Raw genomic sequence first — 12,240 nt, 5'->3', positions numbered from 1 at the left:
GCCCAGGGCCGGTTCCTCCCTCATGCGCAAACACCGGAACGAGGCATCGTTGGGAAACCCCTTGGGGACCTAGCGTGCGCAGGTACTACGCGAGCCCTTATTCAACCTATGGATTAGAGAGAACGTTATGCGGGTCACCGTATTCAGTGTTCAGCAACACGATCGCGAGTTTCTGCTCCCTGCTTTTCAAGCGGCGGACATGAAGCCTCTCCTGCATGCCGAACGCCTGACCGCAGAGACGGTGCACCTTGCCACAGGGTCGGATGCGGTCTGCGTCTTTACCAACGATGACTTGCATCGGCGCGTGATCGACGGGCTCGCCGATCACGGGGTGCATGTGGTGGCGCTGCGCTGTTCCGGCTACGACAACCTGGATATCGACCGCGCCCGCGAGCGTGGCGTGCGCGTGGCGCGGGTGCCGGCCTATTCCCCGAACGCGATTGCGGAGCACGCCGTCGCCCTGCTGATGACGCTGAACCGGCGCGTTCACCTCGCCTGGGACCGCACGCGGCGAGGTGATTTTCGCCTCGATCACCTGACCGGATTCGATCTCGTTGGCCGCTCGGTGGGCATCGTCGGCACCGGCCGCATCGGCCAGGCCTTTGCGCGCATCATGCTGGGCTTCGGCTGCCGGGTGGCGGCGCACGACCCGTATCCGAACGCCGAGCTGCAGGCCGCGGGCGTCCAGTACCTCGAGCTGGATGCGCTGCTGGCGCAGTCCGAGGTGCTCAGCCTCAGCTGTCCGCTGACTCGCGAAAACCGCCACCTGATCAATAGTGACAGTCTGGCGCGGCTCCCGCGCGGGGCCTTCCTGATCAACACCGCCCGCGGGGCGCTGGTTGATACGGATGCGGCCGAGGCCGCGCTGGAGTCCGGTCAGCTCGGCGGGCTGGCGATGGATGTGTACGAGAACGAGGCCTCGCTGTTCTTCCGCGACTGGTCGCTGGCCGGGCTGCCCGATCGCCGCCTGGCGCGGCTGATGCAGCGCGACGACGTGCTGGTCACCGGCCACCAGGCTTTCCTGACTCGCGAGGCGCTGACCAACATCGCGGACCACACGGTGACCAACCTGCAGGTGCTGGCGGCGAATACCGAGGCTGCGGCTACCCTGGAGGGCCGAGTGGTTTGATCGGTGCCTTTCGCCTGGCCCGGCAGGCCAGGGTGCCTACAGCAGGAGCCGATACCCGGCGCCGAGCACGGCGCAGACGAGGATCAGCGGGATGATGCCCACCCGGAAACGGGCCAGGGCAATAAAGGCGGCGATGCCGAGCAGGGCCGAGAACCACTCGAAGGTGCCCTCGAAGCCGGCAGGCCACAGGACGTGCCAGGTAAAGAACACGGCCAGGTTCACGATCACCCCGACCACGGCGGCGGTAATGCCGGTCAGCGGTCCGGTGAAGTGCAGATCGCCCCGGGTGCGCTCGACCAGGGGCGCGCCCACCAGGCTGAACAGGAACGACGGCAGGAAGGTGAAGAAGGTCGCGACCAGCGCCCCGAGCAAGGCGGCCAGCAGTACCTGATCCGGGCCGAGAAACGCCTGGGTCCAGCCGCCGATGAAGCCGACGAAGGTGACCACCATGATCAGCGGCCCCGGCGTGGCCTCGCCCAGCGCGAGCCCGTCGATCATCTGGGTCGGGCTCAGCCAGCCGTAGGTCTCCACCCCGCCTTGATAGACATATGGCAGCACCGCGTAGGCCCCGCCGAAGGTCACCAACGCGGTCTGGGTGAAGAACTGGCCCATGCGGGTCAGCGTGGCGTCCCAGCCAAATACCGTGAGCAGCAAACCGAACACCGCGGCCCACAGGCCCAGGCCGACCAAGAGGAAGCGGAACACCCGCGACCAGCGAAACTGCATCCAGGGCGCGGGTGGGGTGTCGTCGTCCACCACGGCCGGCCCTGTGGCCTTGTGGCTGCCGGCGCTGTGCGATTCGCCGCTGCGGAAGCGTTCCGGCCAGACCCGGCTGCCCAGCCAGCCGAGCAGCCCCGCGGCGATGATGATGTACGGGAACGGGATGTTGAGCACAAAGATCGCCAGGAACGCCGCAACGGCCATCAGCCATAGCAGGCCGTTGTTCAACACGCGTCCGCCGATGCGCCAGCCGGCATAGACGATGATTGCGATCACCGCCGGCTTAATGCCGTAGAACACGGCCTCCACCGTGGGCGCGTCGCCAAAGGCCAGGTACACCCAGGACAGCCCGGTGATCAGGACCAGCGAGGGCAGGATGAACAGCAGCCCCGCCATCAGGCCGCCGAAGGTGCCGTGCAGCAGCCAGCCGAGATACGTGGCGAGCTGCTGCGCCTCCGGCCCCGGCAGGACCATCGCGTAGTTCAGCGCGTGCAGGAAGCGGTTCTCGGAGACCCAGCGACGCCGTTCCACCAGCTCCTCGTGCATCATCCCGATTTGCCCGGCGGCACCCCCGAACGAGATGAAGCCGAGCTTGAGCCAGTAACGAAAGGCTTCGCCCCGGGTCGGGGCGTCTGGTCGTTTATCCGAGGGCTCTGTCATCCGTCACGTCCGTTCGGATTGGGCAGCGCTTGTCCGAGCCCATCCGCGTTGTCCTTGATTGCAACAAAAAGGCCCGGCGCCTTGCGGGGCCGGGCCTTGGGGAGCGCATCGGGGTGCCCGAGGCGCGAGGGGTTCTTAGCCCTCGTTGTGGTAGCGGGTGATCCGCTCCACTTCGTTCTTCGCGCCCAGGACTACCGGCACGCGCTGGTGAATGCCCGTGGGGCTGATATCCATGATGCGCTCGCGACCGGTGGTGGAGGCGCCGCCGGCCTGCTCGATGATGAAGCTCATCGGGTTGGCCTCGTACATCAGGCGCAGCTTGCCGGCGGTGCCCTTGGCCTGCATCTTGGAGTCCATCGGGTACATGAACACGCCGCCGCGCGACAGGATGCGGTGCACCTCGGCGACCATGGAGGCCACCCAGCGCATGTTGAAGTCCTTGTCGCGGGCGCCTTCCTTGCCGGCCAGGCATTCGTCGATGTAGCGCTTGACCGGGGCCTCCCAGAAGCGGCTGTTGGACATGTTGATCGCGAATTCCTCGGTGTCTTCCGGGATCTGCACGCTGTCCTTGGTCAGCAGGAACTCGCCGAAGTCCTTGTCCAGGGTGAACATCTGCACGCCCTTGCCGGTGGTCAGCACCATCATGGTGGACGGACCGTACAGGCAGTAGCCGGCGGCGATCTGCTTGGTGCCCGGCTGCAGGAAGTCCTCGGTCTTCGGATCGGAGACGCCTTCCGGCGCCTTCAGGATGGAGAAGATCGTGCCGACGGAGACGTTCACGTCGATATTGGAGGAGCCGTCCAGCGGGTCGAACAGGACCAGGTAATGACCACGCGGGGCGCCGGCCGGCATCTCGCAGATCTCGTCCATCTCCTCGGAGGCGAGGCCGGCGGCGTGGCCGTTGTGGCCCAGGGCCTCGATGAACACCTCGTTGGTGATGATGTCGAGCTTCTTCTGCGTCTCGCCCTGCACGTTCTCGGAGCCGGCGGAGCCGAGAACGCCGACCAGGTCACCCTTGTCGACGAGGTCGGAGATCTTCTTGCAGGCCACCGAGATATCGTTCAGCAGGCCGGTGAATTCGCCGGTCGCGCCCTGGATACCGCGCTGAGTCTCGATAATGTAGTTGGTCAAAGTCGTGCCGATATGCATGATGCAATCCTGATGCTGTTGTGAATCGGGTGACACCGCGCAATCGAGGTGCGTGAGCACCATGACGGGGCGAACGGCCCCGGTGCGCCGAGTGTCTTAACCGGCATAGTGTAGCAAAAGCACCCGGATGGGCCGATCCGACGGGTAGTTCATGGCTTGAGCGGGCTGGCACTTGTCGTGCATGGCATCCGGGGCTGTATCCACAAGGGAGATTCGCATGCCGCAAAACGCGCTGTACGCCCAGTCCGGCGGGGTTACCGCCGTCATCAACGCCAGCGCCTGGGGGGTGATCGAGGCGGTGCGCGCCCATCCGGCCCATTTCGGCAAGATCTATGCGGCGCGCGACGGCATCCTCGGTGTCCTGCGCGAGGAGATCATCGACCTGGATCAGGAGGACCCGCTGACCCTCGCGGCCCTGCGTCATACCCCCGGCGGGGCGTTCGGCTCCTGCCGTTTCGACCTGGGCGATCCTGACAAGGATCCGGAGCAGTACGAACGCCTGGTCGAGGTCTTCCGCGCCCATGACATCGGCACCTTCTTCTATAACGGCGGCGGCGGTTCCATGGATACCGCGCTGAAGATCGCCAGGATGGGGGATCGCATGGGCTTCCCGATCAAGGCGATCGGCGTGCCCAAGACGATCGACAACGATCTCGCCGTGACCGACTCCAGCCCCGGGTTCGGCTCCGCCGCCAAGTTCATCGCCACGGTCGTGCGCGAGGCCAGTCTGGATGTCGAGTCCATGCACACCAGTTCCACCAAGGTGTTCGTGCTCGAGGTAATGGGTCGGCATGCGGGCTGGCTGGCGGCCGCCGCCGCACTGGCGCAGGAGTTCGATGGCCAGCCGCCGATGCTGATCCTGTTCGCCGAGACCCTGTTTGACCAGGACGACTTTCTCGAGCACCTGAACCGGACGATCGAGCGTCACGGCTACTGTGTGGTGGTGGTCTCCGAGGGTCTGAAGAATCCGGATGGCACCCTGTTCTCGGTGGCACAAAGCCATGATGTGTATGCCTACACCCAGCTGGGCGGCGCAGCCCCGCGCCTGGCCGAGCTGATCCGCGAACAGACCGGACACAAGCTGCACTGGGCGGTGGTCGACTATATCCAGCGCTCCGCGCGGCATATCGCGTCGAAGGTGGACGTGGAGCAGGCCTATGCCTGTGGCCGTGCGGCGGTGGAGGGCGTGGTGGCCGGCGAGGATGCCTTCATGCCGATCATCCGTCGCGATTCCAACGATCCCTACCGCTGGAGCATCGGTTTTACCCCGCTGGAGACCGTGGCCGACGTCGAGCAGGGCATGCCGCGCGAGTACATCACCCCGGACGGCTACGGCATCACCCAGGCCGCGCGCGATTACCTGCGCCCGCTGATCCAGGGCGAGGACGCCCCGCCGTTCGACCAGGGCCTGCCCTGCTACCCGCGCATCCGGGGCGAATTGCTGCCCAAGCGTTGCCCTCCGTTCGAGGTCAAGACCGACTAGTCATTTCCGGGCGAGTGGGCGTCGGCGTCCAGCCAGGCCCGCTGGAAGGCGAAGAACTGCCGGGCGACCCTGTCCGCCTCGTCGACGCGCAGATAGTCCGCGTGTTCGGCCGGTGCACAACGCGCACAGACGAAGGTGATGCCCTCACAAAGGCTGGTGCAGCACGGGGTGTTGTCCGTGCGGCGCGGCCGGTAATGCACCCACACGGAGGCCGTATCCGCAACCGCGGTGGGCCCGGATTCCAGGCTGAGCGCGGCGCCACAGTGGCTGCAGGCCGCCTCGATCCGGCTATGTGCACCGCTTAGCATCGGGATGGCCAGGGCATCGACGGCGCACATCGCGGCGACCGGGCTGCCATCGGCGACGCTGACCGTGATGCTGCCCGGTGCGGCGCTGTACGGGTAGCAGCCCAGACCCTGGGCCTGATGCGCCACGGCATCCAGCGCGGCCAGTCGCTCCAGCGCGCGGATATCCAGCTCCCGGGCCTCTGGTGGCCGTCCGCGCTGGCGCCAGTGTTCCAGGACTTCGAGATAGGCGGCGCGCACGGCTTCGGGGGCATCCCGCAGGCGCTGTTCCAGCGGGAAGTCGCCGCGCAGGCGTCCCAGGGCGGCGGTCACGCGCGCCGGCCTCATGACGAGGCGCAGCAGCCGCCCGGGCCCTCCTGCTGGATGGGCGGACAGGGCACGGTGCCGTAGGAGCAGAACACGCAGCAGTCCCCTGGAAGTGGCCGGAGCAGGGCCCCGCAGCCGGTGCATTCGTAGAACCACTGGCAGGCGTCGGTGGGCATCGTTTCCGTCTTCTGGTGCCCGCATTCCGGGCAGGTCAGGGTCGAATCGGGCACGATCTCGTTCATATGCGTTTCAGCTCGGTTTGCGAGGATGGGAGCCAACGACCGGGGCTGGCGGGAAAAAACCCCGCCAGACAACCGGAATCGGCACAAACGTCGTCTGGCCAGCGTCTATTCTCTGCCAAGCCCGCGCAAGACGGGCCCACAACCGGATCCCGGATGGAGGAAATCATGTACTCGCGCATTCTCAATCGCACTCTCGCCCTGACCGCTGCCAGTGTGCTGGCCGCCGCGTTTGTCGCGCCCGGCCAGGTCGCGGCCCAGGGCGCCTACTTCGCTCCGGCGGACGGTTCGCCGGACGAGGTCGCCTTCGAATACCGCATGCACGAATACGGCTGCGCCAATGTGCGCGGACAGTGGCGCGCGACCAACAACACGGATGACTGGCTGGAAGTCCGGGTCACCAAGACCGCCTACAACTGTCCCGGAGAGCTGGAAGACGACGTGCGCACGACGACCCGCCTGTGGCGCACCCTGGGTCCGGGCGAGACCCAGGAGCGCACGCGCGACAACTCCGTGTGCGGCGGGGCCTGGGCGCGTGGTGTCGAGGTCCTGGAGTACGAGATCAAGGTGGTCGACGCCCCCGGCGAAAGCTGACAGACGTGTGAAACCGGCCGCGATTTTCGTTTGCGGCCGGTCAATTCGCGGCTCTGGCGGGCTACACTTCTAACAACCGTTCACCGATTTCAAGGAGTCTGCCCATGAGCGTTCATTCGTTCCGTCGAGTTCTGTCCGCACCCGCGGCACTGCTGGTCGCGCTGGCCCTGACCCTGCTGCCCGCCACCCCGGCATTCGCCGATGTCGGCATGCTGGATACCGGCAGCATGATCCAGCAGGCCAGCGCGGACGACACCCGCGCCCAGTTGCTGGAACAGCTCAATGACGCCGAGGTTCGCGCGCAGCTGATCGAGATGGGGGTTGATCCCGAGCGCGCCGAGCAGCGTGTGGCCCGCCTGACCGACGACGAACTGGCGCAGCTGGAGGCGCACATGGAGACCGACCCGGCCGGCGCGGCCAGCGTCCTGGGTGTGGTCGCCATCGTGTTCGTGGTGTTCGTGATCCTGGATGCGGTGGGTGTGACCGACATCTTCTCGTTTGTCGGACCGTCCCGCTAAGCCACGCCCTGCATGGGGTCCATCTCGACGCGGCGAGTTACGGGGTTTCTCGCGCTCGCCGCGCTTCTCTGGCTGACCGGTTGTGCCACCGCGCCGCAGAGCGCGGGTCTGGCGAGCGAGCGTCCGACGGACCTGCCGGCGCGCGTCGAACTGGCTGACACGCCGTTCTTTCCCCAGGAGCAATACCAGTGCGGCCCCGCCGCGCTGGCCACGGCGTTGAATGCCCGGGGTATCGACGCCGCGCTGGATGATCTGATCGAGGAGGTTTACATCCCCGCCCGCGCGGGCAGCCTGCAGACCGAGATGCGCGCGGCGGTGCGCGCGCGCGACCAGGTGGCCTACCGTATCGAGCCCCAACTGGAGGCGATCCTGCGCGAGGTGGCGGCGGGCAACCCGGTGGTGGTGTTCCAGAACCTCGGGGTGGCCCTGATCCCGGAATGGCACTTTGCGGTGGTTATCGGATACGACCTGGAGGATCGGGAGATCTTCCTGCGCAGCGGCCCGATCCAGCGCCACGTGAATTCCTTTGCCCGCTTCGAGCGCACCTGGGCGCGGGGTGAGCGCTGGGCCTTCCTTGTGATGCCCCCCGATACCCTGCCGGCCACCGCCCAGCCGCTGCGCTGGCTGCGTGCGGTCAACGAACTGGAACAGACCGGGCGTTTTGCGGCGGCGGCCATGGGCTACGAAACCGCCATGGATCGCTGGCCCGATGAACCGATCCCCTATGTGGGCCGCGCCAACGTGGCCTTTGCCCAGGGCGATCTGCCGGCGGCGGAGAATGCCCTGCGGGCGCTGGTCGAGCGCGACCCGGCCCGCCACGAGGGCTGGAACAACCTCGCGCACGTGTTGATCGCCCGCGAATGCGGCGAGCAGGCACGCGAGGCCGCGAGCTGTGCGGCCGATCTGGCGGGACCGGGAGCGTATGCGCGCACCCTGGTCGCTGCGGCGGAGGCTCCGGACGGCGGCGCCGAGTGTCGAGTCCTGCCGCCCTGTGCCGTGGCGACCGAGGCACGCGCGCGGTAAGACCGCACGGGTTCCGTCATCGCGAGTCGCGAAGCCCGCGGCGATCGGCAGGGTGTGGATGACCGCGCAACGCTCGCAGTGACAGTCCCTGTTGCGTCAGGCGGAGCGTTTTTCCAGGGCCTGTTCGGCGTGCTTGAGCACCAGGCCCAGGTTCTGCTTCTCCACGTCCGTGACCTGCGGGTCATTCTTTACCGCTTGACGCAGGTGCTCCACCAATTGCGCCAGTTCGTCGCGCGAGATCTGCTGGAAGTTGAAGCCGCCGCCGTAGCGGGACTCGAGCTGGTCCCAGTAGTCGGCGAGCGGGGGGCGGTAGTCATCACTCATCGGGCAGTCCTTGGTTGGGGCGGGCGCGGTGTGCGCGAAAGGCATTTTGTCTGTTCGTGGTGCTTGCGGTCTAATGGGGGCTTTCCCGGCCGGCCTTTCGCCCATGTCCGTTACCGCCATCTATCCCGGCACCTTCGACCCGATCACCCACGGTCACACGGACATCGTGCGGCGTGCGGCACGGTTGTTCGATCGCGTGGTGGTCGCGGTGGCCGCCAGTCCCAACAAGGGTCCGGCCTTCCCGCTGGGGACCCGCGTGGCCCTGGCCGAGCAGGCGGTGGGTGACATCCCGGGCGTGGAGGTGCAGGGCTTCGATGTCCTGCTCGCGCACTTTGTCCATGCGCAGCAGGCCAACGTGATCCTGCGCGGATTGCGCGCGGTGTCCGACTTTGAACATGAATTCCAGCTCGCAGCGATGAACCGACAGCTTGCGCCGGAGGTCGAAACGCTGTTTCTGACGCCAGCGGAGGAGTACAGCTTCGTCTCCTCCAGTCTGGTACGGGAAATCGCCCGACTGGGCGGCGACGTCTCAAAATTCGTTAGCCCCGGTGTGGCGCGCATGCTGGCCGAACAAAACGGCGCAGCACGCTAGCCGGGCCCCGCCACTGGATACGAGGAACGGCCCATGGCCCTGATGATCACCGACGAATGCATCAACTGCGATGTCTGCGAGCCCGAGTGCCCGAATGAGGCCATCTACCCGGGGGACGAGATCTACGAGATCGACCCCACGCTGTGCACCGAATGTGTCGGCCATTTCGACGAGCCGCAGTGCCAGCAGGTCTGCCCGGTGGACTGCATCCCGCTGGATCCCGATCACAAGGAGACCCGCGAGCAGCTGACGGCCAAGTACGACGCCCTGATGGCCGCGAAGTAGGCCGCGACATGGATTGGCGCCGCCCGCTCCTGCACTGCGCGGTCTTCGTCACCCTGTCGCTGGCGGCGCCGCTGGCGCTGGCCGGCCCGGGGCAGCACGCAGTGGCGAGCGCTCACCCGGCCGCCACCGAGGCGGGCGAGGCCGTACTGCGCGACGGCGGCAATGCCTTCGATGCCGCCGTCGCGATTACCGCTGCCCTGGGTGTAGCCGAGCCCTACGGCTCCGGGCTCGGGGGCGGCGGGTTCTTCCTGCTGTACGAGGCATCCTCTGACCGCAGCGTGATGCTCGATGCCCGCGAGACCGCCCCGGCCGCGGCCGACCGCGACATGTATCTGGATGCCGACGGCGAGGTGATCGACGGCTTGTCGCTGGATGGCGTGCTTGGCGCCGGCATCCCCGGCATGCCCGCCGGCATGGATCACCTGGCGCGGGAATACGGACGCCTTTCGCTGGCCGACAGCCTGGCCCCGGCGATCCGTCTGGCCGAGGACGGTGTTCCGGTCAGCGGCCGCTACCTGCAGATGGCGGGGTTTCGTCATCAGGCCCTGCGCGACGGGGCTGACGCACGAGACATTTACCTTGAGGCGGGTCGCCTGCCGGACGAAGGCGCGATTCTGCGCCAGCCGGACTTGGCCGTGACCCTCCGGCGCCTGACGGACGAAGGCCGTGATGGTTTCTATACCGGTGATCTGGCCGAGCGCCTGGTCGCCGGCGTGCGCGAGGCCGGCGGTATCTGGACTCTGGACGACCTGGCGGGGTACGCGGTCGTCGAGCGTGACCCCGTGCGTCTGGACTATCTTGGCGCCACGATCACCACCGCCTCGCCACCATCTTCCGGCGGGGTCGCGCTCGGCCAGATCCTGAACATCCTGGCGTTCTACGACCTCGAGGCACTGGCGCCGGATATGCGCGTCCACCTGACCATCGAGGCGATGCGCCGCGCCTATCGTGATCGCGCCGAGCACCTGGGCGACCCGGACCATGTGGATATGCCGCTGGAGCGGCTGCTGTCGCGCGACTACGCGGCCGGCCTGCGCGCCACCATCCATCCCGACACGGCCACCCCCAGCCGCTACCTGCCGCTGTCAGTGGAGCCGCAGGCCGAGGTTCCGAGATCGGCCGCGGCCGAGAGCCGCGAGACGACGCACTTTTCCGTGATCGACGCCGAGGGCAACCGGGTCGCGGCCACGCTGACGCTGAACTACCCGTTTGGGTCCGGCTACGTGGTGCCCGGGACGGGCGTGCTACTGAACAACGAGATGGACGACTTCTCGGCGAAGCCGGGCGAGCCCAACGCCTATGGCCTGGTCGGTTTCGAGGCCAATGCCATCGCGCCGCAGCGCCGCCCGCTATCGAGCATGAGCCCGACCTTCGTCGAGACCGAGGATCGCGTGGCGATCCTGGGCACGCCGGGTGGCAGCCGCATCATTACCATGGTCCTGCACGGTGTGTTCGGCGTGCTCGAGGGGCAATCCATCGAGGAGGTCGTCGCGGCGCCTCGCTATCACCACCAGTATTTGCCCGATCGGGTGGAACACGAGACCGGGGTGTTCGATGCCGAACTGCGTGGCCAGCTGGTCTCGCGTGGGCATCAGCTGGTGCCGCAGGTGCGTCCGTTCGGTGACATGCACGCCATCCTGTGGGAGCGCGGGGCGGGTCGCCTGGAGGCGGCTTCCGATCCGCGCGGCGAGGGCGAGGCGCGGGTGTTCCAGCCCTGAAGACGCGCTGATGGACGCGCGTGCCGGGAGGCGCGCGAATGGATCAGAGTATCCTAGGCCTTCACGAATTGCGCCCACACAAAAAGCCGCACCCCGAGATCGGGGAGCGGCTTTTTTCGATTCACTGCAACCGCCGGGCCGGCAGTGCCGGCCCGGAACCCGGGGGCTTAGCCCTGGGCCAGATCGCGGATGCGGGCGTTCAGACGGCTCTTGTGGCGAGCCGCCTTGTTGCGGTGAATCAGGCCCTTGCTCACGGTCTTGTCGATCACCGGAACGGCCTCTTTGTAGGCCTCGGCGGCCGCCTGGGCATCGCCCTTGTGCAGCGGCTTCAGCACGGCCTTCATGGCCGTGCGAAAACGGGAGCGCAGCCCCATGTTGTGGGCGCGGTTCTTGACCGCCTGACGGGCCCGCTTACGGGCAGAAGCAATATTTGCCAAAGTACTTCCCTCGCGTTAAATCGCTAGGTTCTGGAAAGGCGGCAGAGCATACCCCCGGGGCACTCCAGCGTCAACCGGGTCCTGCGCGTGATGGGGATGGCCTGGGGCCGTCCATGCGTCTACTGTAGAAGAAAGAAAGCCATTCAAAGGAGAACAGGATGAATCGATTCAACCAGACCCTTCGGGCCGCACCGGCGACAGCATCGGGCATGGCCCTGCTGTTCGCGGCGCTCCTGCTGGCGAGCATTGCCTTCATGCCGCAGGCCAAGGCCTTCGAGCCGGAGGCCAAGGTCGTCTATCACGCCGACTTCGCCGACCCGCGCCGCTTCTCCGCGATGCTGACCAGCATCAACAACATGATGACGCATTACCAGAACGAGTTTATCGATGCCGACGTGCGCATCGTGTTCGTGGCGCACGGCATCCGCTTCCTGACCGATGACGACCTGGCTGATACCCCGTTCGAGGCCGACGAGGAACTCAAGGAAGAGCGCGACACCCTGCGTGGGCGCCTGATGAGCCTCGCCAGCACCCACGGCGTGAAGCTCGAGCTGTGCGAGATCACCCGTTCGCAGATCGGTCTGGACGAGGACCTGATCTATGACCACGTCAACTTCGTGCCCTCGGGTGTGGTGCGCGTGGCCGAGCTGCAGAACGAGGAAGGCTTCGCCTACATCAAAATCGAGTAAGGGCCTTTCGCATGCTTGCCCCGAAGCCCCGCCTCGGCGGGGCTTTTTAGTGTCTCCACGAAGGTCCGA

At 66.7% G+C, this 12,240-nt stretch carries 15 protein-coding genes; 9 read left to right on the top strand and 6 right to left on the bottom strand.

Annotation, left to right across the window (positions count from 1 at the left end; genetic code table 11):
- The first annotated feature begins 127 nt into the window (after positions 1 to 127).
- Positions 128 to 1,129, top strand: coding sequence for a 2-hydroxyacid dehydrogenase (locus D573_RS0101870; protein ID WP_018937466.1), 1,002 nt, complete (start codon positions 128 to 130; stop codon positions 1,127 to 1,129).
- A 36-nt stretch (positions 1,130 to 1,165) separates the two neighbouring features.
- Here D573_RS0101870 and chrA read toward each other — a convergent pair whose 3' ends face one another.
- Together chrA and D573_RS0101860 are read right to left on the bottom strand one after the other, a co-directional pair.
- Positions 1,166 to 2,509: a chromate efflux transporter gene (gene chrA / locus D573_RS0101865; RefSeq protein ID WP_018937465.1), complete on the bottom strand. Its 1,344-nt coding sequence runs from the start codon at positions 2,507 to 2,509 to the stop codon at positions 1,166 to 1,168.
- Between the two features lie 135 nt (positions 2,510 to 2,644).
- A complete protein-coding gene (locus D573_RS0101860; protein WP_018168849.1) occupies positions 2,645 to 3,658 on the bottom strand; it encodes a class 1 fructose-bisphosphatase in 1,014 nt (337 codons plus the stop codon).
- Between the two features lie 217 nt (positions 3,659 to 3,875).
- Between D573_RS0101860 and D573_RS0101855 the strand changes: the two genes are divergently transcribed.
- Positions 3,876 to 5,141: a 6-phosphofructokinase gene (locus D573_RS0101855; protein WP_018145013.1), complete on the top strand. Its 1,266-nt coding sequence runs from the start codon at positions 3,876 to 3,878 to the stop codon at positions 5,139 to 5,141.
- On the opposite strand, the gene merB is transcribed toward D573_RS0101855, so the two are convergent.
- Together merB and D573_RS0101845 are read right to left on the bottom strand one after the other, a co-directional pair.
- Positions 5,138 to 5,773, bottom strand: coding sequence for an organomercurial lyase (gene merB / locus D573_RS0101850; protein WP_018937464.1), 636 nt, complete (start codon positions 5,771 to 5,773; stop codon positions 5,138 to 5,140). The two genes, D573_RS0101855 and merB, sit on opposite strands and share 4 nt — an antisense overlap.
- Positions 5,770 to 5,994 carry a GDCCVxC domain-containing (seleno)protein gene (locus D573_RS0101845; protein ID WP_018168852.1) on the bottom strand — a complete coding sequence of 75 codons (225 nt, stop codon included), beginning with the start codon at positions 5,992 to 5,994 and terminating at the stop codon, positions 5,770 to 5,772. Before D573_RS0101845 ends, merB begins: the two co-directional genes overlap by 4 nt.
- Positions 5,995 to 6,147: 153 nt before the next feature.
- Between D573_RS0101845 and D573_RS0101840 the strand changes: the two genes are divergently transcribed.
- The 3 genes from D573_RS0101840 to D573_RS0101830 all read left to right on the top strand — a co-directional run bounded on the left by D573_RS0101840 (position 6,148) and on the right by D573_RS0101830 (position 8,126).
- A complete protein-coding gene (locus tag D573_RS0101840; protein ID WP_018937463.1) occupies positions 6,148 to 6,585 on the top strand; it encodes a hypothetical protein in 438 nt (145 codons plus the stop codon).
- A gap of 104 nt (positions 6,586 to 6,689) precedes the next feature.
- Positions 6,690 to 7,103, top strand: coding sequence for a PA2779 family protein (locus D573_RS0101835; protein WP_018145017.1), 414 nt, complete (start codon positions 6,690 to 6,692; stop codon positions 7,101 to 7,103).
- A gap of 12 nt (positions 7,104 to 7,115) precedes the next feature.
- Entirely contained in the window at positions 7,116 to 8,126 is a 1,011-nt protein-coding gene (locus tag D573_RS0101830) for a PA2778 family cysteine peptidase (RefSeq protein ID WP_018937462.1), read from the top strand.
- A 96-nt stretch (positions 8,127 to 8,222) separates the two neighbouring features.
- Here the strand turns inward: D573_RS0101830 and D573_RS0101825 are convergent, their stop codons facing one another.
- Positions 8,223 to 8,450, bottom strand: coding sequence for a hypothetical protein (locus tag D573_RS0101825; RefSeq protein WP_018937461.1), 228 nt, complete (start codon positions 8,448 to 8,450; stop codon positions 8,223 to 8,225).
- Between the two features lie 103 nt (positions 8,451 to 8,553).
- Here D573_RS0101825 and coaD point away from each other — a divergent pair, with 103 nt between their 5' ends.
- The 3 genes from coaD to ggt are packed head-to-tail and all read left to right on the top strand — an operon-like array spanning position 8,554 to position 11,045.
- On the top strand, positions 8,554 to 9,042 hold the full coding sequence (coaD, locus tag D573_RS0101820; protein ID WP_018939163.1) for a pantetheine-phosphate adenylyltransferase: 489 nt from the start codon (positions 8,554 to 8,556) through the stop codon (positions 9,040 to 9,042).
- Positions 9,043 to 9,075: 33 nt separating this feature from the next.
- The gene (locus tag D573_RS0101815) at positions 9,076 to 9,327 is read left to right on the top strand and encodes a YfhL family 4Fe-4S dicluster ferredoxin (RefSeq protein WP_018145021.1); all 252 of its coding nucleotides are present in this window, start codon (positions 9,076 to 9,078) and stop codon (positions 9,325 to 9,327) included.
- An 8-nt stretch (positions 9,328 to 9,335) separates the two neighbouring features.
- Positions 9,336 to 11,045, top strand: coding sequence for a gamma-glutamyltransferase (gene ggt, locus D573_RS0101810; protein WP_018937459.1), 1,710 nt, complete (start codon positions 9,336 to 9,338; stop codon positions 11,043 to 11,045).
- Between the two features lie 167 nt (positions 11,046 to 11,212).
- On the opposite strand, the gene rpsT is transcribed toward ggt, so the two are convergent.
- Positions 11,213 to 11,482, bottom strand: a complete 270-nt coding sequence (rpsT, locus tag D573_RS0101805) for a 30S ribosomal protein S20 (protein WP_019612252.1) — start codon at positions 11,480 to 11,482, stop codon at positions 11,213 to 11,215.
- Between the two features lie 158 nt (positions 11,483 to 11,640).
- Between rpsT and D573_RS0101800 the strand changes: the two genes are divergently transcribed.
- A complete protein-coding gene (locus D573_RS0101800) occupies positions 11,641 to 12,171 on the top strand; it encodes a DsrE family protein (protein WP_018937458.1) in 531 nt (176 codons plus the stop codon).
- The last annotated feature ends 69 nt before the right edge of the window (positions 12,172 to 12,240 follow it).

It is taken from the genome of Thioalkalivibrio sp. AKL9 (assembly GCF_000377825.1).
GTDB lineage: Bacteria > Pseudomonadota > Gammaproteobacteria > Ectothiorhodospirales > Ectothiorhodospiraceae > Thioalkalivibrio > Thioalkalivibrio versutus.
This window is presented reverse-complemented; position numbering and strand designations above follow the sequence as displayed.

Coding starts and splice junctions, on each gene's coding strand:
- D573_RS0101835 (WP_018145017.1), top strand. CDS start 6,690: ATGAGCGTTCATTCGTTCCGTCGAGTTCTGTCCGCACCCGCGGCACTG.
- D573_RS0101860 (WP_018168849.1), bottom strand. CDS start 3,658: ATGCATATCGGCACGACTTTGACCAACTACATTATCGAGACTCAGCGC.
- ggt (WP_018937459.1), top strand. CDS start 9,336: ATGGATTGGCGCCGCCCGCTCCTGCACTGCGCGGTCTTCGTCACCCTG.
- D573_RS0101840 (WP_018937463.1), top strand. CDS start 6,148: ATGGAGGAAATCATGTACTCGCGCATTCTCAATCGCACTCTCGCCCTG.
- merB (WP_018937464.1), bottom strand. CDS start 5,773: ATGAGGCCGGCGCGCGTGACCGCCGCCCTGGGACGCCTGCGCGGCGAC.
- D573_RS0101830 (WP_018937462.1), top strand. CDS start 7,116: ATGGGGTCCATCTCGACGCGGCGAGTTACGGGGTTTCTCGCGCTCGCC.
- coaD (WP_018939163.1), top strand. CDS start 8,554: ATGTCCGTTACCGCCATCTATCCCGGCACCTTCGACCCGATCACCCAC.
- D573_RS0101845 (WP_018168852.1), bottom strand. CDS start 5,994: ATGAACGAGATCGTGCCCGATTCGACCCTGACCTGCCCGGAATGCGGG.
- D573_RS0101855 (WP_018145013.1), top strand. CDS start 3,876: ATGCCGCAAAACGCGCTGTACGCCCAGTCCGGCGGGGTTACCGCCGTC.
- D573_RS0101870 (WP_018937466.1), top strand. CDS start 128: ATGCGGGTCACCGTATTCAGTGTTCAGCAACACGATCGCGAGTTTCTG.
- D573_RS0101825 (WP_018937461.1), bottom strand. CDS start 8,450: ATGAGTGATGACTACCGCCCCCCGCTCGCCGACTACTGGGACCAGCTC.
- D573_RS0101800 (WP_018937458.1), top strand. CDS start 11,641: ATGAATCGATTCAACCAGACCCTTCGGGCCGCACCGGCGACAGCATCG.
- chrA (WP_018937465.1), bottom strand. CDS start 2,509: ATGACAGAGCCCTCGGATAAACGACCAGACGCCCCGACCCGGGGCGAA.
- D573_RS0101815 (WP_018145021.1), top strand. CDS start 9,076: ATGGCCCTGATGATCACCGACGAATGCATCAACTGCGATGTCTGCGAG.